Source organism: Glutamicibacter ardleyensis (assembly GCF_014644555.1).
In the GTDB taxonomy this organism is placed as follows: Bacteria; Actinomycetota; Actinomycetes; order Actinomycetales; family Micrococcaceae; genus Glutamicibacter; species Glutamicibacter bergerei.
The window spans coordinates 45,573-65,274 of sequence record NZ_BMKX01000002.1; the positions used below are offsets into that span (position 1 = coordinate 45,573).

22 protein-coding genes and 1 riboswitch are annotated in these 19,702 nt (G+C 53.9%); of the genes, 14 read left to right on the forward strand and 8 right to left on the reverse strand.

Annotation, left to right across the window (positions count from 1 at the left end):
* Positions 1–29: 29 nt before the first annotated feature.
* The 3 genes from IEX04_RS04745 to IEX04_RS04755 form a co-directional block, all read right to left on the reverse strand.
* Positions 30–1,133, reverse strand: coding sequence for a VIT1/CCC1 transporter family protein (locus tag IEX04_RS04745; protein WP_096253734.1), 1,104 nt, complete (start codon positions 1,131–1,133; stop codon positions 30–32).
* Between the two features lie 63 nt (positions 1,134–1,196).
* The gene (locus IEX04_RS04750) at positions 1,197–1,463 is read right to left on the reverse strand and encodes a hypothetical protein (RefSeq protein WP_096253733.1); all 267 of its coding nucleotides are present in this window, start codon (positions 1,461–1,463) and stop codon (positions 1,197–1,199) included.
* 17 nt (positions 1,464–1,480) lie between these two features.
* Positions 1,481–1,593, reverse strand: a riboswitch (SAM riboswitch).
* Positions 1,594–1,694: 101 nt separating this feature from the next.
* Positions 1,695–2,294: a DinB family protein gene (locus IEX04_RS04755; RefSeq protein ID WP_096253732.1), complete on the reverse strand. Its 600-nt coding sequence runs from the start codon at positions 2,292–2,294 to the stop codon at positions 1,695–1,697.
* A 211-nt stretch (positions 2,295–2,505) separates the two neighbouring features.
* On the opposite strand from IEX04_RS04755, the gene IEX04_RS04760 reads away from it, so the two are divergent.
* From IEX04_RS04760 to IEX04_RS04780, 5 genes are all read left to right on the forward strand, one after another.
* Entirely contained in the window at positions 2,506–3,069 is a 564-nt protein-coding gene (locus IEX04_RS04760) for a helix-turn-helix domain-containing protein (protein WP_096253731.1), read from the forward strand.
* A 136-nt stretch (positions 3,070–3,205) separates the two neighbouring features.
* Positions 3,206–3,619 (forward strand): hypothetical protein, encoded by a 414-nt coding sequence (locus tag IEX04_RS04765; RefSeq protein WP_096253730.1) that lies wholly within the window; start codon positions 3,206–3,208, stop codon positions 3,617–3,619.
* Between the two features lie 34 nt (positions 3,620–3,653).
* Positions 3,654–4,610, forward strand: coding sequence for an ROK family protein (locus tag IEX04_RS04770; RefSeq protein WP_188684149.1), 957 nt, complete (start codon positions 3,654–3,656; stop codon positions 4,608–4,610).
* Between the two features lie 359 nt (positions 4,611–4,969).
* Positions 4,970–5,956, forward strand: a complete 987-nt coding sequence (gene speB / locus IEX04_RS04775; protein WP_096253728.1) for an agmatinase — start codon at positions 4,970–4,972, stop codon at positions 5,954–5,956.
* Positions 5,956–7,629 carry a thiamine pyrophosphate-binding protein gene (locus IEX04_RS04780; RefSeq protein WP_188684151.1) on the forward strand — a complete coding sequence of 558 codons (1,674 nt, stop codon included), beginning with the start codon at positions 5,956–5,958 and terminating at the stop codon, positions 7,627–7,629. Before speB ends, IEX04_RS04780 begins: the two co-directional genes overlap by 1 nt.
* A 46-nt stretch (positions 7,630–7,675) precedes the next feature.
* On the opposite strand, the gene IEX04_RS04785 is transcribed toward IEX04_RS04780, so the two are convergent.
* Together IEX04_RS04785 and IEX04_RS04790 are read right to left on the reverse strand one after the other, a co-directional pair.
* The gene (locus tag IEX04_RS04785; RefSeq protein ID WP_194446433.1) at positions 7,676–7,888 is read right to left on the reverse strand and encodes a hypothetical protein; all 213 of its coding nucleotides are present in this window, start codon (positions 7,886–7,888) and stop codon (positions 7,676–7,678) included.
* A 61-nt stretch (positions 7,889–7,949) separates the two neighbouring features.
* Entirely contained in the window at positions 7,950–8,825 is an 876-nt protein-coding gene (locus tag IEX04_RS04790) for an inositol monophosphatase family protein (RefSeq protein WP_188684155.1), read from the reverse strand.
* A gap of 75 nt (positions 8,826–8,900) precedes the next feature.
* On the opposite strand from IEX04_RS04790, the gene IEX04_RS04795 reads away from it, so the two are divergent.
* From IEX04_RS04795 to IEX04_RS04815, 5 genes are all read left to right on the forward strand, one after another.
* Complete coding sequence (locus IEX04_RS04795; protein ID WP_096253724.1) at positions 8,901–9,620, forward strand: GntR family transcriptional regulator; 720 nt, start codon at positions 8,901–8,903, stop codon at positions 9,618–9,620.
* 99 nt (positions 9,621–9,719) lie between these two features.
* Positions 9,720–10,865, forward strand: a complete 1,146-nt coding sequence (locus IEX04_RS04800; RefSeq protein ID WP_096253723.1) for a CaiB/BaiF CoA transferase family protein — start codon at positions 9,720–9,722, stop codon at positions 10,863–10,865.
* 13 nt (positions 10,866–10,878) lie between these two features.
* Positions 10,879–12,063, forward strand: a complete 1,185-nt coding sequence (locus IEX04_RS04805) for an acyl-CoA dehydrogenase family protein (RefSeq protein WP_188684164.1) — start codon at positions 10,879–10,881, stop codon at positions 12,061–12,063.
* 30 nt (positions 12,064–12,093) lie between these two features.
* Entirely contained in the window at positions 12,094–13,548 is a 1,455-nt protein-coding gene (locus tag IEX04_RS04810) for an aldehyde dehydrogenase family protein (RefSeq protein WP_188684166.1), read from the forward strand.
* A 12-nt stretch (positions 13,549–13,560) separates the two neighbouring features.
* Complete coding sequence (locus tag IEX04_RS04815) at positions 13,561–14,427, forward strand: 3-hydroxyacyl-CoA dehydrogenase family protein (RefSeq protein WP_188684168.1); 867 nt, start codon at positions 13,561–13,563, stop codon at positions 14,425–14,427.
* Positions 14,428–14,501: 74 nt separating this feature from the next.
* Here the strand turns inward: IEX04_RS04815 and IEX04_RS04820 are convergent, their stop codons facing one another.
* A complete protein-coding gene (locus tag IEX04_RS04820; protein ID WP_096253719.1) occupies positions 14,502–14,933 on the reverse strand; it encodes a pyridoxamine 5'-phosphate oxidase family protein in 432 nt (143 codons plus the stop codon).
* Between the two features lie 95 nt (positions 14,934–15,028).
* Here IEX04_RS04820 and IEX04_RS04825 point away from each other — a divergent pair, with 95 nt between their 5' ends.
* The 3 genes from IEX04_RS04825 (at position 15,029) to IEX04_RS04835 (ending at position 17,493) form a co-directional block, all read left to right on the forward strand.
* Positions 15,029–16,111 (forward strand): App1 family protein phosphatidate phosphatase, encoded by a 1,083-nt coding sequence (locus tag IEX04_RS04825; RefSeq protein WP_096253718.1) that lies wholly within the window; start codon positions 15,029–15,031, stop codon positions 16,109–16,111.
* Positions 16,111–16,578, forward strand: a complete 468-nt coding sequence (locus IEX04_RS04830) for an acyl-CoA thioesterase (RefSeq protein ID WP_188684170.1) — start codon at positions 16,111–16,113, stop codon at positions 16,576–16,578. The genes IEX04_RS04825 and IEX04_RS04830 overlap by 1 nt, the downstream gene beginning before the upstream one ends.
* A 63-nt stretch (positions 16,579–16,641) precedes the next feature.
* Entirely contained in the window at positions 16,642–17,493 is an 852-nt protein-coding gene (locus IEX04_RS04835) for a siderophore-interacting protein (RefSeq protein WP_188684172.1), read from the forward strand.
* Between the two features lie 312 nt (positions 17,494–17,805).
* Here the strand turns inward: IEX04_RS04835 and IEX04_RS04840 are convergent, their stop codons facing one another.
* A complete protein-coding gene (locus IEX04_RS04840; RefSeq protein ID WP_188684174.1) occupies positions 17,806–18,651 on the reverse strand; it encodes a DNA-3-methyladenine glycosylase family protein in 846 nt (281 codons plus the stop codon).
* Positions 18,652–19,248: a DNA-3-methyladenine glycosylase I gene (locus IEX04_RS04845; RefSeq protein ID WP_188684176.1), complete on the reverse strand. Its 597-nt coding sequence runs from the start codon at positions 19,246–19,248 to the stop codon at positions 18,652–18,654. It abuts the gene before it with no gap.
* A gap of 94 nt (positions 19,249–19,342) precedes the next feature.
* Here IEX04_RS04845 and IEX04_RS04850 point away from each other — a divergent pair, with 94 nt between their 5' ends.
* Positions 19,343–19,702 carry an ArsR/SmtB family transcription factor gene (locus IEX04_RS04850; RefSeq protein WP_229677003.1) on the forward strand — a complete coding sequence of 120 codons (360 nt, stop codon included), beginning with the start codon at positions 19,343–19,345 and terminating at the stop codon, positions 19,700–19,702.

Below are 19,702 nucleotides of genomic sequence, written 5' to 3' on the forward strand. Positions count from 1 at the left end.
TTGGGCGGCGGCCAGATAGGCAGTGAGCGCTACGCTACCGAGGTTCCAAAGAGCAGACCCAGACAGTACGTAACCGCAGCAGCACCCAAACCAATGGCGAGCTGGCGCATGCCACGTTTTACTGGGGAAGCCCCGGAGAGCAAACCAACGATACCTCCGGTGAGAAGCAACGCAATGCCGACCAAGACCACGGCAACAATCACCGCAGGAAGGCCGGAGAGCCCAAAGATATAGGGAAGAATTGGGATGACTGCGCCAGAGGCAAAGAACATAAAGGAAGACATGGCCGCTCCCGGAGCCGAACCAAGTTCCTCATGTTCGCGTTCAAGTTCAGCCGAGCGCACTTCCGGGTGGAGCGAGAACGAGGGGTTGCAGTCACAGGTGAACAGACCCATGCGTTCGGCGGCACGGTGCTCTGCATCCTCATCATTCATTCCTCGGGCCTTATAAATCAGGACCAATTCGTTCGCGTCCAAATCTAGATTCTGAGCCGCAGAGAGTGTGACCTGAGTGGGACGTGATGCGGAGAGCAGCTCGCGCTGGGAACGCACCGAGACGAACTCGCCGGCTGCCATGGACAGCGCACCTGCCAGCAAACCGGCAATACCGGAGAAGAGCACAAACGAAGACGCCACCCCGGTAGCGCCAATACCCATAACCAACGCCAAATTTGAAACGAGACCATCGTTGGCTCCGAAAACTGCTGCGCGGAAGTTGCCAGATAGTCGGGTGCGACCCGCGGTTGCCAAGGCCCGAACAACCTCCTCATGGACCTGTTCATCTGCAGCCATTTGCGGGGCCGCATCTTGATCGGTGGCGTAAGGAGAATTTCCTTCGGCGCGCTGGGCTAGCGCCAGGACAAAGACGGAACCAAAATGGCGGGCCATGAAACGCAACATAGTCCGTCGCAACGAGGGGCGGACCGGGCGGGCGTGTTCGCCTAGTTTTGCACGCCAGTAGTTTTCATGGCGTTCTTCGGCTTCCGCCAGTCCGCGCAGAATCTGGTGTTCTTGCCCGGTGCGTTTTACCGCTAGTTCACGGTAAATCGCACCTTCGGCGACTTCGTCGGCCATATATTTACGCCAACGACGTATTTGTACCTTGGTGGGCTGGGGTGTTGAGCTTTGGGTCATCACGGGGATGAGTCTCCTGAGACAGAGTGGATCTAGCGGGCAGGCTAATGATCCGAGGTAGGTTCAACTGTTGAGTTTAGTGAGCGAAGTGAAAGCTGGGAATTTGGCAAGGCTAAATACGTGGGGGATACCGTGATTATGCCCGGTGACGGCGATAAAAACAGAGAGTTCTTCTCGGGACACATCAAAACTGGGGGTTCGTACGGTACGAGTCAGGGATTCGGCCAGCCGTCGAGGATTGGTGACAAAATAACTAACCCAGAGACCATGCAGTGGAAACTGCACTTGACCGGTTTGCAGATCGATAATCGGAAGAACATTGATACTCATGGCAACACGTACCCTCAAGAGAGCTCTTGCCCGCAGCCGGTCGGCGCACGGACCGCTTCTTCATCCGAACCACCCATGAACCTGGGGTTGGTGCGCGGCCAGTCGGAGCTTGGCGCCGCATCTCGTGAAGCAACATTACGATGCTACACCGACGCCAGCTGCGCCCACGTAGTGCTACGTAATACTAGGTTTACCGGCCCTGCGCTCGCCGAGGACGAACCGCTCAGCGCTCTACTTACGCTGGACTACCTCTTGCGAAAGCTGTTGCAAATGCGAATATTGCTCTTGCCATTGAGCGGAACTGTAACTTGGGAGATTTAGAGCCTGTTCACGAAGGCCGACCTGACCGTCGAGTAGCTCACGAACTATATCAAGCTGTCCGGCGTGCCTGGAGGTCTCCGCGATCATATGCACGATGAGATGTTCTACGGTGCTGTGGCGATGAATGGACCACCAAGGGATGACGGCCGGAGAAGCTAACTCTAAATTATCCAACGCCGCTTCTGCGAAGGCGACGGATTTTCGGTACAGCTCTAGCACGTCTTGAACCGAATAATCTGCCGGAGGCAAAAAATCGATTTGTGAATCCTCACTTTGCAGCAATTCGAGTACATGATCATCGTTAGGGAGTAGCCCCAAGCATTCACCAAAGTAGCCATATTCGGTCACAGCTAGGTGGTGCACGATGCCAAGCATATGGGTGCCGGTAGGCGTCATCGGACGGCGGGCCAATTCTTCGCTCAGCGCCTCGCACTTCCAAAGCACGGTGCTACGTGCCTCATTTAAATAGGCGCGAAGCCTTTGGGCGGACGGATCATTGATGGTGTCCATGCGCCGAGTCTAATTTCAGTCGCGTCCAATGGACAGGGCTGAAACGACATTAAGATCGTGAGGTTATCTGAACAGCGACTGCTTAAGTCGGGGCCCGGTTGCATATTGGTAAACTTGCCTAATGTAAGGGTCGGATCAGAATGGTTTGGCCACATCTGTGACCGAGGACCACCAACCCGTGGCGTCTTGGCAACAAAAATGGTGGGAGCTCATGAAAACACTGCCCGTAGAACCCACCGGCGCAGCGATCAATATTGGCGCCCGTTTGCGAGGCGTACGACAAACGCGCCGGCTAACAATCGACCAAGTCGCCGAAATGTCTGGGCTGACTAAAGGTTTCTTGTCTCGGGTCGAACGGGACCTGACAAGCCCATCCGTGTCGACATTGCTCAAGCTCTGCGATGTGTTGGGAATAGAAATTGGCCAACTTTTTTCTGTGCCCGAAACAAAACTAGTCAGGCTTCAAGAAGCACCACGCATTGCCCTAGGTGGTGAGGGAATCACCGAACAACTTGTCACCCCACGCACCGAAACACGTGTGCAAATGATTAGGGCCGAGGTTGCGCCACAGGGTTCGGGTGAAGCCGAACTATATTCGGTGGACTGCAAGGTGGAAGTGCTTCATGTGATTTCTGGCGGATTCACTTTGGTGTTGCCCGAGGACCGTATCGAATTGCACGCAGGAGATACCGTGACTTTTCCGGGCCGCGAGCCACACAGCTGGGAAAATACGACTGATCAGACAGCCGTAGTCACGTGGACTCTCTTACTCTGAATGACAGTGAGCGGTTCGTTCGGGAAAATTTTAGCCACGAGCGGCTGACCGTTTTAGCTAGATAAATTTCAAAGCGTATCCTTGAAATAGTGTCAACAACGTTAATCGACGCCGCTAAATAACCGAAGGGAGCTCCGTGACGGAAAGTGAGCCACGGGCTGAACAGTCGGAACTACGCTCTGCCAATTGGTGGATGTCTGCAATTCTCGGTGTCCTCATTGGTGTGACCATGACGTTGATTCGCACCCAACGTAATTTTTTCATTCTAGGTGCCGCGATTCTTGCCGGCGTAATCTTAGTGTTGGGACTTCGCACTATTTATCGGCGCTCACGCTACCCACAGATGGCTCAGGCTAAAACTTCATGGGTTTATGGGCTTTGGGCCGTGTTGTTGCTGGTGCTTGCTGGCCCGGTACAGCTCATATACGTGGCGGACGAACTCGACGAAATTGCCATCAAGTCGTTAGTTCTCTCGGTGGGTTTCACCCTGGGGTTCCATGAAGTGGACCGGGCCATAGTTGATAGCAGTAAGAAGTCCTTCAAAGCTTAAACGCTAGGCAGTGCTCACTCATAGGGAGGATGCGATGTCCGCCGAGAACCTCGCGATCGGAATCGACATCGGGGGAACTAAAATTGCCGGGGGCATAGTAGATGGTAATGGCCAGATCCTGCGCCGAAGTTTCCGTCCCACTCCGGGGCAGAATGCAGCCTTGACCGAAGATGCTATCGCCGCCGTAGTTAACGAGCTGAGCGATGGTAACCAGCAGCTACCAGTAGGTATCGGAGCCGCCGGGTGGATCAATCGCAGTGGCTCTCACGTTCTTTTCTCGCCTCATCTTGCCTGGCGCGATGAGCCGGTGCTAGAACGTCTCGAAGCAAAAATGAACCGCAAGATCACCTTAAACAATGACGCGGATGCCGCTGGATGGGCGGAACACCGTTTTGGTGCCGCGCGCGGCGAAGAGCTCAGCGTTTGCCTAACGCTCGGCACCGGCATTGGCGGCGCAATTATTTTTGATAATCGAATTTTACGGGGCAGCTTTGGTGTTGCCGGCGAGTTCGGTCATCAAACCTTAGTAGTCGAGGGGCATCGTTGCCCCTGTGGCAACCGTGGGTGTTGGGAGCAATATGTCTCAGGTAACGCGCTGGGACGCGAAGCCGCAGAGCTTGTCCGGCTCAATTCTCCCCGAGCGCATAATCTTCGTGAGGCCTGCTCCGCGGACCCAGCGCTGGTCACGGGCGCGATGGTGACATCTTTGGCCGCTAATGGCGACCTCGCCTGTATGGAACTCATTGAAGAGATGGGACATTGGTTGGGATTGGGAATCTCAAACCTTGCAGCAGTTCTGGATCCTGGTGTCGTGGTGATTGGAGGGGGACTGGGATCCGCTTCTACTTCCCTGATTGCAACGGCCGAGGCGACGTACCGCAAACTCCTTCCGGGACGTGGATACCGCCCCTACGCCCGCATTGTCCGTGCGCAACTCGGCGCGGATGCAGGGTTGATCGGTGCCGCGGATTTAGCACGACATGACCGCTAAATAGCTTACAGCTGGGCAAAACGGCCAGTAGTTCAGATGTGTTATCCAAGATAGAATCTCAGTCTTTTCGCAGGGTGATCCACCTCGTTTTCCCGAAAGGTGTGGTCGTGGCGTCGACTGCGTGACGAGCTGAATTTTCCAAAGCAGGAAATTATGAACGTGGCTAAAAATTTACCTAGTTGAGTGTTTGAGAGTCTCACTTTCCGTTAGAACGGGAGGGTGGGGCTCTCATTCTTCACAAACGTGCCTCATTATGGACGAATACACCTTGACGGTAGGCGTGCCAATAAATAGCATGGGAGGAAACTCATGTTTCATATTAGGCAACTCTTGATTGGGTGTGCCGGGAGGAAGCGTTCATGAAAGAAGTACGGATCGAAGAAAATGGGAACATCGGCCCCATCAATGCCGCCGTCATTCCCCGTTACGCAGGCGGTGGAACCTACGCACGGTTGCCACGCCTAGATCAGGTATCAAAGTCCGATATTAAAATTGTTGGCGTTCCCTTTGACACCGGTGTTTCTTACCGCCCTGGGGCCCGCTTCGGCGCAAACCACGTGCGTGAATCGTCGCGATTGATCCGTCCCTATAACCCAGCCGTCGACGTTTCGCCTTTCGCCTTGAGCCAGGTCTCCGACGCTGGAGATATGGCAGTCAACCCGTTCAATATCAATGAAGCCATTGAAACAATCGAACACAACGCACTAGAACTGACCGAGGATGGTGCGACGTTGGTGACTATAGGTGGTGACCACACCATTGCGCTGCCTTTACTGCGTGCCGCTTCGCAGCGCGCTGGGGCACCGGTAGCAATGTTGCACTTCGATGCGCACTTGGACACCTGGGATACCTACTTCGGCGCCGAATATACCCACGGCACACCATTCCGTCGCGCTGTCGAGGAGGGCATCCTCGATACTGAGGCGATCTGCCATGTGGGAACCCGCGGTCCTCTCTACGGTAAGAAAGACCTCGAAGATGACAAGCGTTTCGGTTTTGGCATCGTTACAAGCTCAGATGTCTACTATCAGGGCGTTAAAGAAATTGTTGCTAAACTGCGTGATCGTATCGGCAATCGTCCGCTCTATATCTCAGTAGATATCGACGTTCTTGACCCAGCACATGCGCCTGGCACCGGCACTCCAGAAGCCGGCGGTATTACTAGCCGCGAACTGTTGGAAATCTTGCGCGGCTTGCGTGGACTGAAAATTGTGGGCGCCGATATTGTTGAGGTGGCACCTGCCTATGATCATGCAGAGCTCACAGGCGTTGCTGCCTCGCACGTCACCTATGACCTGATCAGCCTGATCAGTGAATACCGTCAGCTGAATGGACAGAACAACTAATGAGCAACGAAGTGCAGCGTAACGGTGGTGACCTCGTTGTTGAAACGCTCAGTGCTCTCGGAGCTAAAACGGTCTTCGGGATTCCCGGGCAACATGCGTTGGGTCTTTTTGACGCGTTGTCTCGTTCCAATCTGCAGTTCATTTCTTCGCGGGTGGAAAACAACTCTGCATTCGCCGCGGATGGTTATAGCCGCGCCACCGGTGAGGTAGGAGTACTTTTCCTTTCCACAGGCCCCGGAGCACTGACCTCTCTGGCAGGGTTGCAGGAAGCCTATGCCACCGGTGTGCCAATGGTGGTTATTGCAAGCCAGATCCCACTGGATGGCTTAGGTGCACGACGTAAAGGCATGTTGCACCAACTTGATGACCAGAAGGCCTCGGCTGCGAACGTCACCAAGTTCCAGCAAACGGTGCATCACGCCTCCGGCATACCTTCGGCGATCCAAGACGCTTGGGCGCAGGCGGTAACCGTGCCAATGGGGCCGGTGTGGGTTGAAGTGCCGCAGGACGTCTTACTGGCACCGGTCTTTGTTCCACCCGTGCATGATGCCTTGGCCGAGGCTTATGAGCACCCACCCCGGGTCGAACTGATTGACGAGGCAGTTCGCTGGCTCTCAGATGCTAAACGACCAGTCATCGTCGCCGGTGGTGGAGTGCGACGGGCCGGAGCGGAAAGCGAACTGCTCCAGGTCGCCGAGAAGCTTAATGCCCCAGTGCTGTGTACTCCTGGAGGTAACGGTGCGTTCCCATGGGAACACGAGCTTTCTTTGCAGTCTTGGGTAGAAGACCGATACGTCACCGAGGTCTTGGAAGACGCAGACGTCTTGGTAGTTGTCGGCTCATCGCTGGGCGAAGTGTCCAGTAACTACTTCACCCTGGCTCCTCGTGGACACATGATTCAAATCGATGCCGAGCCGCGGGTGCTTGAGTCAAACACCCCGGCCCTGGGAATCCGCGCTGATGCCAAGACTGCTTTGGAATTCTTGGTCTCGAAACTCAACACGACTCAACTGTCTAGTAGCCCTGACTGGCACGGACAAAGTCCAGCGCAGCTGGTCACTCAAACCCTGGGCAAGGTGCAGAACCGACTGCGAGGCCAAGGGCTGGATCTCGAGCAGAAGTTCATGGCCGATATCCGCGAAGCGGTGCCAGCGGATATGCAGACCTTCTGGGATATGACGATTGCGGCCTATTGGGGCTGGAGCTGCTGGGATTCTCGCGATGGTGAATTCCACTCAGCGCAGGGTGCCGGTGGATTAGGGTTTGGCTTCCCTTCGGCCATTGGCGGTTCCATTGGCCTGCAAATCAAGGGCGCCTCGGCCGAGCAAGCGCGAGTTCTTGCGGTATCGGGTGATGGCTCATCTATGTATTCAATTGCTGAACTTGCCACCGCGAAGCAACACAACGTGCCTGTGACATGGCTAATCGTTGACGATGGCGGGTACGGAATTCTACGCGAATATATGGAAGGTGCCTTTGGCAAGGCAACAGCTACCGAGCTAACCCGGCCCGATTTTGTCGCGCTGGCTCAATCCTTCGGAGTTCCAGCGCGGCTGGTGGAAGCGGATCAGATTGGTGAGGCGCTACGTGAATCATTTGCGGGCGAAGGGCCCAACGTGATCGTTGTACAGACGCTTCTGCGCATGTTCGCGCCGACCCACCTAGGGGAATAGCACATAGTTTCGGCGCCCTCGAAAGGGGGCGCCGAAGGTGTCTGAGCTAATGCGTGAAGTGGTAAACGACTCCGAATAGCAATGTAGAGACGCCCATGCTTATACCGATGAGCAGTGGCACCCAGTCCAGAGACTGAATCGCCAACATCACTGCGAAGGCCGTGAAGAGCAATATTGCCCCAATACCTCCGAAGATCACCCCTCCGCCACCATGATGCTGCACGGCGGAATGTGCAGTCCTTTGGATATGTGGTGTCATGCCCTCATGGTACGACCGAAGCCAGCGGAATTACCCTGCTTTGGCAAATAATTCGATATTGTCAGATTTGATTGGAACGCGTCTGAGTGCGCAGCTGATGTACTCGCAACGCCGCATTGTTTAATGATTCGTAATTAGCTCCGGGGCCTTGGGCGATGAACCCATCGCAGAAGTGATCGGCAGCTACCTGTTTACCGAAAGCCAAACCTTGATAAGTCCCTCCAGCCATCCGAATTAGGTGTGCTCCGGCTGCGATGTCCCACGGTTTGGTATCAAAACCGATACTAGCGTCACACCATCCAGCCGCCACATGCGCGAGCCCCAGCGCGGCCGACACTTTGCGACGTACCGTGGCAAAGTCTTGAATCCATGCTCCGAATACTTCCAAAGCCAGCGGTCCATCCTTAATCAGGGATTCTGCGCCGGGGTAGTCAGTCATCAGATTTGCGCGTGCCTGCTCGGGACGTTGGCTCGGGGTAAGGCGCTGGTTGTTGAGATACGCAGCCTCGGAGTTAGCGCTAAATTGATCGCCAGAGATCGGGTCGACAATCACCGCGGCAACCAACTGATTGTCGATGGCCGCAGCGATAGAGACGCAGAAAAACGCGATGCCGTGTACGAAGTTGCTGGTCCCATCGATCGGATCAACGATCCACTGCACTTGAGCGGCCGCCGGTGTTCCCGAATCCATGTCGATATTTTCTTCACCAAGAACCCAAGAGCCCGGAAAAGCGGTACGCAGCGAGTTGGTGATGATCTCCTGGCTTTGCTTGTCCACGGCGGTGACTAGATCATGACTGTTAGTTTTCTCTTCGAAGGTGATTTTGTTGCGAAATGCACCTTGTATTGCGGGCGCCGCCTGCAGTGCGGCGTTCAGCGCCGTGAGTCGAAGAGTCTCAGCCAGTTCCGGCATTGAAGCTATTTTGTGTGAAGTCACGGTTTAACCCTACTCGGTGCGCGGTCACCGGTTTGTTTGTGGGGTTATTGAAGACCGAACAGTTAGACTTCCAGTATGAGTAGCATGCAACCGATTTTGCCCAAAGAGTCATTGACGGATCAAGTCACTACGAAGATTCGCGCGGCGATTGTGTCCGGTGAAATGACGCCGGGCAATCATTACTCGGCGATTGCTATTTCTGAGAAGCTCGGAGTTTCGCGTACTCCGGTACGCGAAGCGTTGCAGTTGCTCGAAAAGGAAGGCATTGTGACCGTCGCGAAAAATCGTGGTGTGCGCGTGAATCAGATTTCCTTGGACGACATTGTCGAGGTATTCCAACTTCGTTTGGTTGTGGAGCCCCCGGCCGCGGCCCGTGCGGTACTCAACGCCAGCGAGGCTGATCTTGAGATTTTACGCGAACTGCACCACGAAATGATCTTGGTGGGGCAGACCGGGGACGGGCGTGCCACCTTAGAGGCGGATAAAAAGTTCCATCTTTACTTACTCGGGCTGGCGCGTAACGCGAAACTTGACGGCATTGTCGGGGAACTGCGCAATTTGGTGTTGGCCCATGGGCAGGTCACGATTCCACAGGCCCGAACGAGCCAAGATCTAGCCGGTGACCGCGATGAGCTCATGAACGCAATCCTGAAACGCGATCCATCCGGTGCGCAGATCGCCATGCAAAATCACGTTTTGCGCACCGCGCAGATGCTCGTGCGAGCGGTGTGCGCGCGCACGCCAGGGCTGAATGATGAGCAGTACCTGTCTCGGTTGGAAGAGCTCATCTTTTAGCCTCGATTATTCCCCGTGCTATTGAACACTGGAACTAATTGCCATACAGTTGCATGCAACATGTAACTGTTCATTTTGGGATTAGATCGTAGGTGGCTCATGGCTCAACCAATGCAAGGAGTTAAGGTCGTAGACCTGTCACGGATCCTTGCCGGTCCGTTATCTACCATGACGCTGGGCGACTTCGGGGCCGAGGTGCTGAAAATTGAAAGTCGCGCGGGAGATGAAACACGCGGGTGGTTGCCGCCTGTCACCAGCGATGGTGTGAGCACGTACTACTCGGCGGTGAATCGTAATAAGCAGGCAATTATCGTCGACTTCAAGAACTCCGACGAACTGCACGAACTACGCAAGATTATTGACGACGCAGATGTGCTCGTACAAAACTTTCGTCCCGGTGTGCTCACCCAATTCGGACTTGACTACGAATCTGTCAAGGAAACGAACCCCCGCCTAGTGTATTGCTCGATTTCCGGATTCGGTGACCGGGCAGGTGCCAGCCTTCCTGGGTTTGATCTTCTGGTTCAGGCTGTCGGAGGACTGATGAGCATCACCGGGGAACCCGAGGGGACACCGAGCAAAGTAGGTGTGGCTTTGGTTGATGTGCTTGCCGCCCAGAATGCGACAACCGGAATCCTGCTTGCCCTGCGCGAACGCGAGCAAAGCGGCCTAGGGCAAAAGGTAGATATTTCGCTGATGACATCCATGCTGGCAGGACTCACGAATCAAGCCAGCAGTACCGTAGCGACTGGTGAGTCGCCGCCACGCTTGGGCAATGCACATCCGAGTATCGCGCCGTATGAAACCTTCGCAACAGCGGACGGAGTGATGGTGATCGCTGTCGGAAATAACCGCCAATTCTCGGCTCTGGTTTCAGAACTAGGGGTGCCTGAGCTTGCCAGTGACAAACGTTTTGTTGAAAACCTGGAGCGTGTAAAACATCGACGAGAGCTCAAGGAGCTCATTGAAGAAATCACGGTTCAAGACAGCGCCATCCGCTGGACAAGTCGCCTAATGCAGGCTGGAGTTCCAGCAGGCAAGGTCAACTCTGTCGCAGAAGCCTTAGAGCTCGCGGTAACGCTCGGGCTGGAACCTTTGGTGAGTATCGAGGACTCAGCTACCGGACGGCGTTCAACGCAGGTGGCAAGCCCGATTAACCTCTCGCGAAGTAAAGCAGAATACCGTCTTGTGCCCCCTGCCTTAGGCGAACACCAGCAGACTTTTCTTGGCACCGCCAAACTCTAAAGGAGATAATTCCATGAATGATTCACTATCGACCGCTGCCCTAGACCCAGCCGATCTGATCAACTTTGATGCGTTACTCAGCGGTGAAGAACTCGCCTTACGAAACAACGTGCGCTCATTTGTTAATGAAAGCATCAAGCCGAATATTGCCAACTGGTATGAAAATGCCATTTTCCCCTTGGAAATCGTACCGGAGATGGCGAAGCTAGGCCTGCTTGGAATGCATCTTGACGGCTACGGCTGTGCAGGACGTTCAGCCGTTGAATATGGTCTAGCTGGTGCCGAATTGGAAGCCGGAGATTCCGGACTGCGCACCTTCGTCTCGGTCCAAGGATCACTGGCCATGAGCGCCATTTACAAGCACGGTTCGGAGGAGCAAAAACAAGAATGGTTGCCACAGATGGCAGCGGGCCAAGCGATTGGCTGTTTTGGTTTGACCGAGCCGACCGCGGGTTCGGACCCTTCTAGCATGACAACGTTCGCCCGCCGGGATGGGGATGATTGGGTACTAAATGGCCTGAAGCGTTGGATCGGCCTAGCCAATGTTGCCCAGGTGGCGGTAATTTGGGCACAGACCGACGAAGGTATCCGCGGATTTGTGGTGCCTACCAAGACTGCTGGTTTCAAGGCCACGCCCATTGAACCTAAACTTTCAATGCGTGCCTCTGTCCAGTGTGAAATTGAAATGACCGACGTTCGTCTGCCAGCAACCGCAGTGCTTCCCAACGTGGTCGGACTTAAAGGCCCATTCTCTTGTTTAAATGAAGCTCGCTACGGAATTATCTGGGGTGCTATGGGCGCTGCACGTGACTCCTTTGAAGTAGCGTTGAAATATTCGCAAGAACGATTGCAGTTTGATAAGCCGCTGGCTGGCTACCAAATGACACAGCAGAAGCTGGTTGATATGGCTTTGGAGATTAACAAGGGCTTCCTGCTGGCTCTTCATATTGGACGTCAGAAGGATGCCGGAGCTCTAGATCTGCATCAGATTTCCGTGGGCAAACTCAATAACTGCCGTGAGGCCATCGCAATCTGTCGAGAAGCTCGAACGATTTTGGGCGGTAACGGCATTACCTTGGACTACTCGCCATTGCGTCATGCCAACAACCTAGAATCCGTGCGTACCTACGAAGGAACCGATGAAGTGCACACGCTGATACTGGGTAATAAGCTTACCGGCATTCCGGCCTTCCGCTAAAGATCTTCTGTACAAGAAAAGCCAAAAAATATGACACAGCAGACCGCAGCAACTCTCCACCAATTCATAAATGGCCACTGGATCCCCGGCAATGCCGACGAGCTCGTTTCGACCAGTGCAGTCGACCCAGAGATTCGTGTGGCCTCCGGAAAAGCCGCAGATACCGCACAGGTCACCGAGGCTTTCATAGCAGCTGAGGGTGCCAGAGCTAGCTGGTCCTCCACGCCAATGGCCGAACGCGCAGGATATCTCCTTAGAGCCTCGGCTTACCTTAATGAGCACGCGGAGCAATTTGGAGCCGAGCTGGCTACAGAAGAGGGCAAGACTCTGCCCGAAGGGATAGGCGAGGTACGTAGGGCAGGACAAATACTGTCCTATTACGCAGCGGAGTCTGAACGAACCAGCGGAAGTACCTTCCACTCTCCCCGGGTGGGAGAACAGATCCTGGTGTCCCATAAGCCTTTAGGGGTGGTGGGTATCGTAACCCCGTTCAACTTCCCGATAGCTATCCCCGCATGGAAAATTGCACCGGCACTGATTTTTGGAAACACCGTCGTGTTCAAACCTGCAAGTCTCGTCCCGTTGTTGGCGACGCGGTTGGTTCAGGCATTCGAACATGCGGGCCTGCCGGAGGGAGTGCTTAATCTGATCATCGGTCCTGGCTCGTTGGGGGACTCAATCATGGATCAGCCGCAGCTAGCAGGCTTGTCGTTCACTGGGTCTACAGGTGTTGGACGCAAACTTTGTGCACTGGGAGCTGCTCGAGGGATACCGGTGCAAGCAGAAATGGGCGGTAAAAATGCCTCGGTAGTGCTTGCCGATGCGGATCTGGACCTTGCCAGCGAACAGGTGCTGTTCGGCGCTTTTCGATCCAGCGGACAAAAATGCACCGCCACCAGCAGGCTCATCCTCGATGAGTCTATTGCCGATGAATTTCTGAGAAAACTCATCCTACGATTGTCCCAATGGGTTACCGGTGATCCGCTGGATCCAGCAGTACACATGGGCCCAGTCGTTGATATTAAATCAGCCAACGCCGTCCGGAACGGGATTAACAAGGCGAAGTCTGAAGGCGCCGAGGTCATTTTTGAAGGTCTCGCCCCTAAGTGTGCAACGTATATCGCGCCCACAATTCTGGGTATCAGCAATGATGTCCGAGGCCGAGAAAACACGGCATGGCGCGAAGAATTTTTCGCTCCGGTACTCACCTTATTGCGAGTCTCGGGAAGCGAAGAAGCATTTGCCGCTGCCGAGGACTCAGAATTTGGGTTGAGCCTAGCCTTGTTCACCCGAGATTTGGCTACTGCTATCGATGCGCAGCAACGCCTGGATGTCGGCATTCTCCATGTGAACTCGGAGTCTGCCGGAGCCGATCCGCATGTACCGTTTGGTGGCGCCAAAGCTTCGGCCTATGGTCCCAAAGAGCAAGGAGCAGCGGCGAGAGAGTTCTATACTCACACCACGACAGTTTATTTACGAGGTTAGGAAGAAGGAACGTTGAGTATCAACAATATTCTTGTCATTGGCGCCGGCACCATGGGACGTCAGATTGCCATGAGCTGTGCCCTGAGCGGCTTCGTCACAATCTTGCAGGATATCTCCGACACGGCCTTGCGAGCGGCTCGCACCGAATTGGAAAATTGGGCGGCTGGGCGAATCTCCAAGGGTAAGTTGAGCGCTGAAGACGTTGAGTTGGCTCTATCTCGGCTGACCCAATCCACCGAATTAGCTACCAGTGCGGCGCGGTCGGATCTCGTGATCGAGGCTGCAACCGAACGGCTGGATATCAAGCGCGCCATCTTCGCCGAGTTGGGCGAGCATGCACCAGCCCACGCAATTCTTGCAACGAATTCGTCGACCTTGGCATCATCCCATGTGGCTGAAGCTAGTGGTCGGGCGGCCCAAGTTTGCAACATGCACTTCTTCAATCCGGCTCTGGTGATGAAGTGCGTGGAGATTGTGCGAAATGCGCAGACTAGCGACGCGACGATTGCTACGGTCACAGAGGTGGCACGAGCATTAGGCAAGGAACCGGTGCTGGTGAATAAAGAGGTTCCAGGGTTTATCGCGAACCGTATGATGGGCGCTATTCAGCAAGAAGCCCTGGACCTGGCATCGAAAGGGGTAGCGAGCATCGAAGATATTGATACCACAGCTCGTACCGCACTAGGTCATCCTATGGGCCCCTTTGAACTGATGGACCTGGTGGGTTTGGACGTTATTGATTTCATCGCGCAGGCAACCTACGCGGAAACTGGTGAGCCGAGCGATCAACCGCATCCGATGATCACCGAAAAGGTCGGCGAGGGAAAGCTCGGACGTAAGAGCGGTCAAGGATTCTACCTCTACGACCAAGAGAAATAGCGTTCGTACTGGTTGTGATGCCCGATGCCTAGGGCGGCCATCACAACCATCACTTGCGTGTATTTAGTGAGACGCTAGATCATTTCTGGTTGTTCGCCCAGAATAAAGTGTCGTCCCGAAATCGAGTCGACGGTAACTCTGATCCAGAAATCTTTGACCGTCTGAGCCCACGGGGTGACGCCACTTTCACGCGCCTCATTGATATCGGCTTCGTGTTCTAGGATTTCCGCGGTCCCATGGACTACTACGGACCAAGCCTCATCAGATAAGATTCCATCCGCCTCCAACGCGATGGAAGAATTAACCACCATCGAGGCGAGCTTATTGCCTGGCGCGGTTCGAAGATAGATATTTCCCTTATGAACCGCGTAATTTACGGGGACGATATCGATCATCCCTGCAACAGTGGTGGCTACTCGGCCATGTGCTGTATGCGTGAGTAGTTCCCAAGACTGTTCATCGTTGAGCACCAATACGGGTGCACCGGTTTCGTGTTCGAATCTCATAACTTAAGTTTTCTACGTTATGTAGAAAAAGGCAAGAGGGTAGTGGCTTTTGTTTTGAGGCTTACCGAAGCCGTTGAACGTGAAAGACTAGGAATATGAGCCATGCTGCAAATGATGGGGTCGCGCGCCACGTAGCGTCGCGTATTGAAGATCAGTTCCTGCAATTTCGGGCACGCCGAGCCATAGACAAGGGTCTAGACCCAGTAATCCTTCCCTATAACGGATATGGCTACGCCTCTACAAACGGTGGATGGGTGCGTGTCCTGGCACGAGTCGTAATGGCTAAACCCGGCGCCTTTGAAGGTGGAAAGCATAAAGCCAAAGTTGTCGAAGATGGTATCCGTGGTTTTCGAAACTTCACTTCCGCGGTACTACCTTTCGGTAAGGTCACGGTATTAGCTGCCGGCCAACACTTCGAAGTTCACGCAGATCGTGGTGGGGTCCTCGACGTTAAGCTCGCGGTCGATCTGCCGGTTGGGTGGAACGATATTGAACTGATCGCGCACAATGGGCAATCGGCGACCGCGCAGGTTCTTGTGATCGACGAGAAACAGCGCTTTGGCATTATTAGCGACGTTGACGACACCGTTGTGGTCACCGCATTGCCTAGACCTCTCCTCGCGGCATGGAATTCATTTGTTCTTTCCGAACATGCCCGCGTTGCGACACCTGGCATGGCGGTAATGATGCAACGTGTGCTGGCTGAGCATCCTACGAGTCCCACGATTTATCTGTCCACCGGTGCGTGGAATGTCGCGCAGACTTTAGAGAGATTCATATCGCGCAATCTTTATCCGCGAGGACCATTGCTGTTAACGGACTGGGGACCTACCGATCGAGCGTGGTTCCGTAGTGGTATGCAACATAAAGTTGATCAATTGCGTAGGCTCGCCGAAGAATTTCCCAACATCGAGTGGATGCTCATCGGTGATGATGGGCAACATGATCCGACAATCTATGCTGAGTTTGCGCGTCGTTATCCGGAGCATGTGCGCACCATTGTCATTCGTCAGCTGACCCCTTCAGAAGCAGTGCTTGCAGGTGGCCGTTCGACGGATCTACGACGCACCACGCCTGGTATTCGCTGGACCTATGAACCAGATGGATCGCAAATTCTTGAACAGCTATCTGAGTACAAATTGATAAGCCCTGAAGAACGCATGCCGGAGGCGAACTGATGACCGGTTCTGTTTTGCGTGTAGAGATACCCATGCGTTGGGGTGACATGGATGCATATGGCCATGTCAACAACGTAAATTTGATCAGGCTTATGGAGGAAGCGAGGATCGCTGGATTTGGGGTGCCAGGGGGCACCGGCGCACCGGGCGTTATGCCGAAGGTAAATATTTTTTCCGCGGTTCCCAACGGTGTGCAGATTCTTGTAGTGGAGCACCGGGTGCGGTATTCCAAACCCTTAGAATACCGAAATGTTCCGGTCAACGTTGATTTGTGGGTAGCTAATATCAAACCTGCAAGCTTCGATATGTGTTACGAATTTCGAGATCCGGTGAGTGATCACGTCTGCGTTAAGGCGCTAACGACGCTTGCCTACTTCGATCCCGTGGCCGGTCGAGTGCAGAGGCTCAGTAGCGACGAGCGGAGTTCGCTGGCCACGATGGAAGGTGTTTCGACATTTGTGCGGTAAACATTCAACGACTAATCAAATAGGATAGATGTATCTAGCCTTATTCGATGGGGGAGTGGTTTTGTGGCACGACCAGAAGGTGTGCGTCCAGTGCGCCCACAGGTAGTTTTGCAGGTTGTTAAGCGTCAACAAATTTCTGATCATCTAGTGCGTCTCACCTTTGGTGGTCCTGGATATGAAAATTTTGTTGATAAGTCGGCAACTGACCGTTATATCAAGATACTTTTTGCGAAGCCAGAGCTTGGCTTAACGCCTCCCTATGACTTGGATGCGCTGCGTGAACACTTGCCGGGTGAAGACCTTCCGGTGCGAAGAACTTATACGGTACGCCGTTCGGATGCCGAATCACGCACCATAGAGGTTGACTTTGTGGTGCATGGAAGTGATGGTTTGGCGGGACCTTGGGCTCGCGATGCCCAGATTGGCGATTCGGTCTGCTTCTCGGGGCCAGGCGGTATGTTCGCACCGCAAAGCGACTTCGATTTTCACTTGTTTGCTGGCGATGAAACGGCAATCCCCGCTATTGCGGCATCTCTTGAGGCCATGGAAGAAGGCATGGTTGGACAGGTGCTTATAGAAGTTGCGGATGCGGGGGACGAAATTGAACTCTCGGCGCCAAGCGGCGTGGGAATTCGTTGGATTCATCGTGGCGCTGAATTCACTCCAGAATCATCGATCTTAGAGCCTGAAGTACGCCAGTTTCCTTGGCCTGCAGGGCGAGTGCAGGTGTTTGCGCACGGTGAGCGAGAAGTGGTGAAAGCCTTGCGTTCCTACTTTTATGATGAACGTGGCGTGGACAGGCGAGACATGTCATTGTCGGCGTACTGGGCCTATGGTCGCGCCGAGGATGCTTTCCAAGCAGAAAAGCGATCGCCGGTCGGACAGATTTTTGACGAGCCGCAGGCTTCTAAATAAACGCATGACGCGACTGGTGGAAGTAAAGACCTTACGTCATTAGGTATGCCTAAAGATTAATTTGATAAATTAGGCGACTACACCTTGACCTTATTAGGTCTCTATCAGGTAAGCTGAGATCAACGCCTTCTTCGTGTGTGGTCGAAGAAGGCGAACAAAAAGCTTGCATCGGTCGTTTGGAATTACTAGCACGGACTGCTCACCGTGGCGGTACCAAATACACCGAAAAAGCGAATAATGTGGAGCGCCTGAATTGCTCATTCAGACGAACCCAAAACTGAGACATGCCGAGAACGTTCTTCGAGGCATGTCTCAGTTTTTCTTTGCATCCAGAGCCCAAAGTAAAACGGTGGCTAGTGATCCGGCACCATCGGGGATTTGAAGTGTGTCGTTGTGCTTGACCCCTAGCGCGGTCAATGACCGTTTTACCACTAGATCCGTCCGGAGAAAGATGGAATTCTGCCTCAGCCCGCGTAACGCCACGTAATCACGTGTCCAAGGGCCGACGCCTTTCAGCGTCTGTAAATCGTCGAGAAAATTCTCCTGGTTCGCGGCCAAGTATTGCCCAGTGTGGACATACCAATGAGCAACACGTTGTACGGTTTGTGCGCGCGATAATGGGCAGCGGATTATTTGTTGCAGTTCTTCGGCCGTATGTTCGGAGGTGCTAAGTGCATCAGGAAATACGTGAAGACCGCACTCGTGAAGTTGACCGATTTCTTGGACATAACGAGTTGCCAAGGTGCGGGCTGCGCTTGTTGATATTTGCTGCCCTAGGACAGTAGTCATCAAAGCCTCAAAAAGATCTGGATAGCCGATGAGTCGTAGGTGAGGGAACCGTTGAACTGCAGGCTTTAGTGCGTCGAGAGTTTCTAGTTTCGCGTAGTCTTGCTGTTGGGCCTGCTCTAGCCCCAACCAACTATTGATAATTTTTACGAGCTCAGTTTGTAACCTCTGCGGGGCCTGAGTCTCAACGGTTATCTCGGTGGCGCTGAACCATAGCTTAGTTGCGTAGCAATCACGGCCAAGTCGTAGCACCCGTTTGATGGTCGCCTCACGAAAATCTAATATCTCTTGATTTGCCAACGAATGCACCTTGAGAACCGAGAGCGTATGCGCGATATCCAGTACCCCTGATACTGGCAACGTGAAAATCATCTATGCCGCCCATATTCCAGAGGACCCACGCCGATGCGAACCGACTAGATGCGTGTCGACTATGCCCACTGCTTCCATGAGGGCGAACATGGTTGTGGGACCAACAAACTTAAATCCACGCTTTTTTAATGCGTTAGCTAGCGCTTTTGACTCAATGCTCTGAGTCGGGATTTCGGTATAGGTCGTCGGCTCGGGGGTGGAATCGGGTTTGAAAGACCAGATGAATTCGGACAAGCCGCCAGACTTGCGTAAATCGAGTGTTGCCTGGGCGTTGTTGATGGTGGCGCGGATCTTGAGTTTATTTCGCACGATGCCAGGATTGCTCATGAGTCGCTGATAATCATGCTCGGTAAACCCGGCAACCAGTTGCGGGTCGAAGTCGCAGAAAGCGGCGCGAAAATTTTCTCGTTTGGCCAGAATTGTCGACCAAGACAAGCCCGATTGGAAACCTTCTAAGCAAAGGCGTTCGAAGAGCGCCTGTTCTCCGGTGACTGGCATACCCCACTCGGAGTCGTAATAATCGCGGAGCATCGCATTGGTCGAAGCCCAAAATGGGCGCGCGAGACCATCTACGCCAATGACTAGATCTTCACTCATCCTTTCATCTTGCCACTTTCGGGCTGCATGAGATGGCGTCACATTAATCGCTAAAGGCGAGCTTCTGGGATACCATCGTCAGATGGCGATGATAATGTCAGTTGACGATGCAGCAGATCAGGCAACACAGCGCAAAAAAATGGCCGCGCTATTTCATGCGCTGGCCGACCCTACTCGGCTGCTCATCCTGGAACACCTTAAAACTGGCGAGCACAAAGTCAAAGAGCTCACCGAACACCTGGGGCTGGCCCAAAGCACCGTCAGCGCACATTTAGCCTGCCTGCGCGAAAGCGATTTAGTCTCCGTACGCACTCAAGGCAGGGCCAGCCTTTATTCACGAACAGAAAGCACACAACTTTCTTTGCTCCTCACCCAAGCGGTGGCATTGGCAAGCGTCACCGGCAGTGAACATCATTGGCATGAAGAGCACCCGAATCAGCCAGAGGAGGTCTAA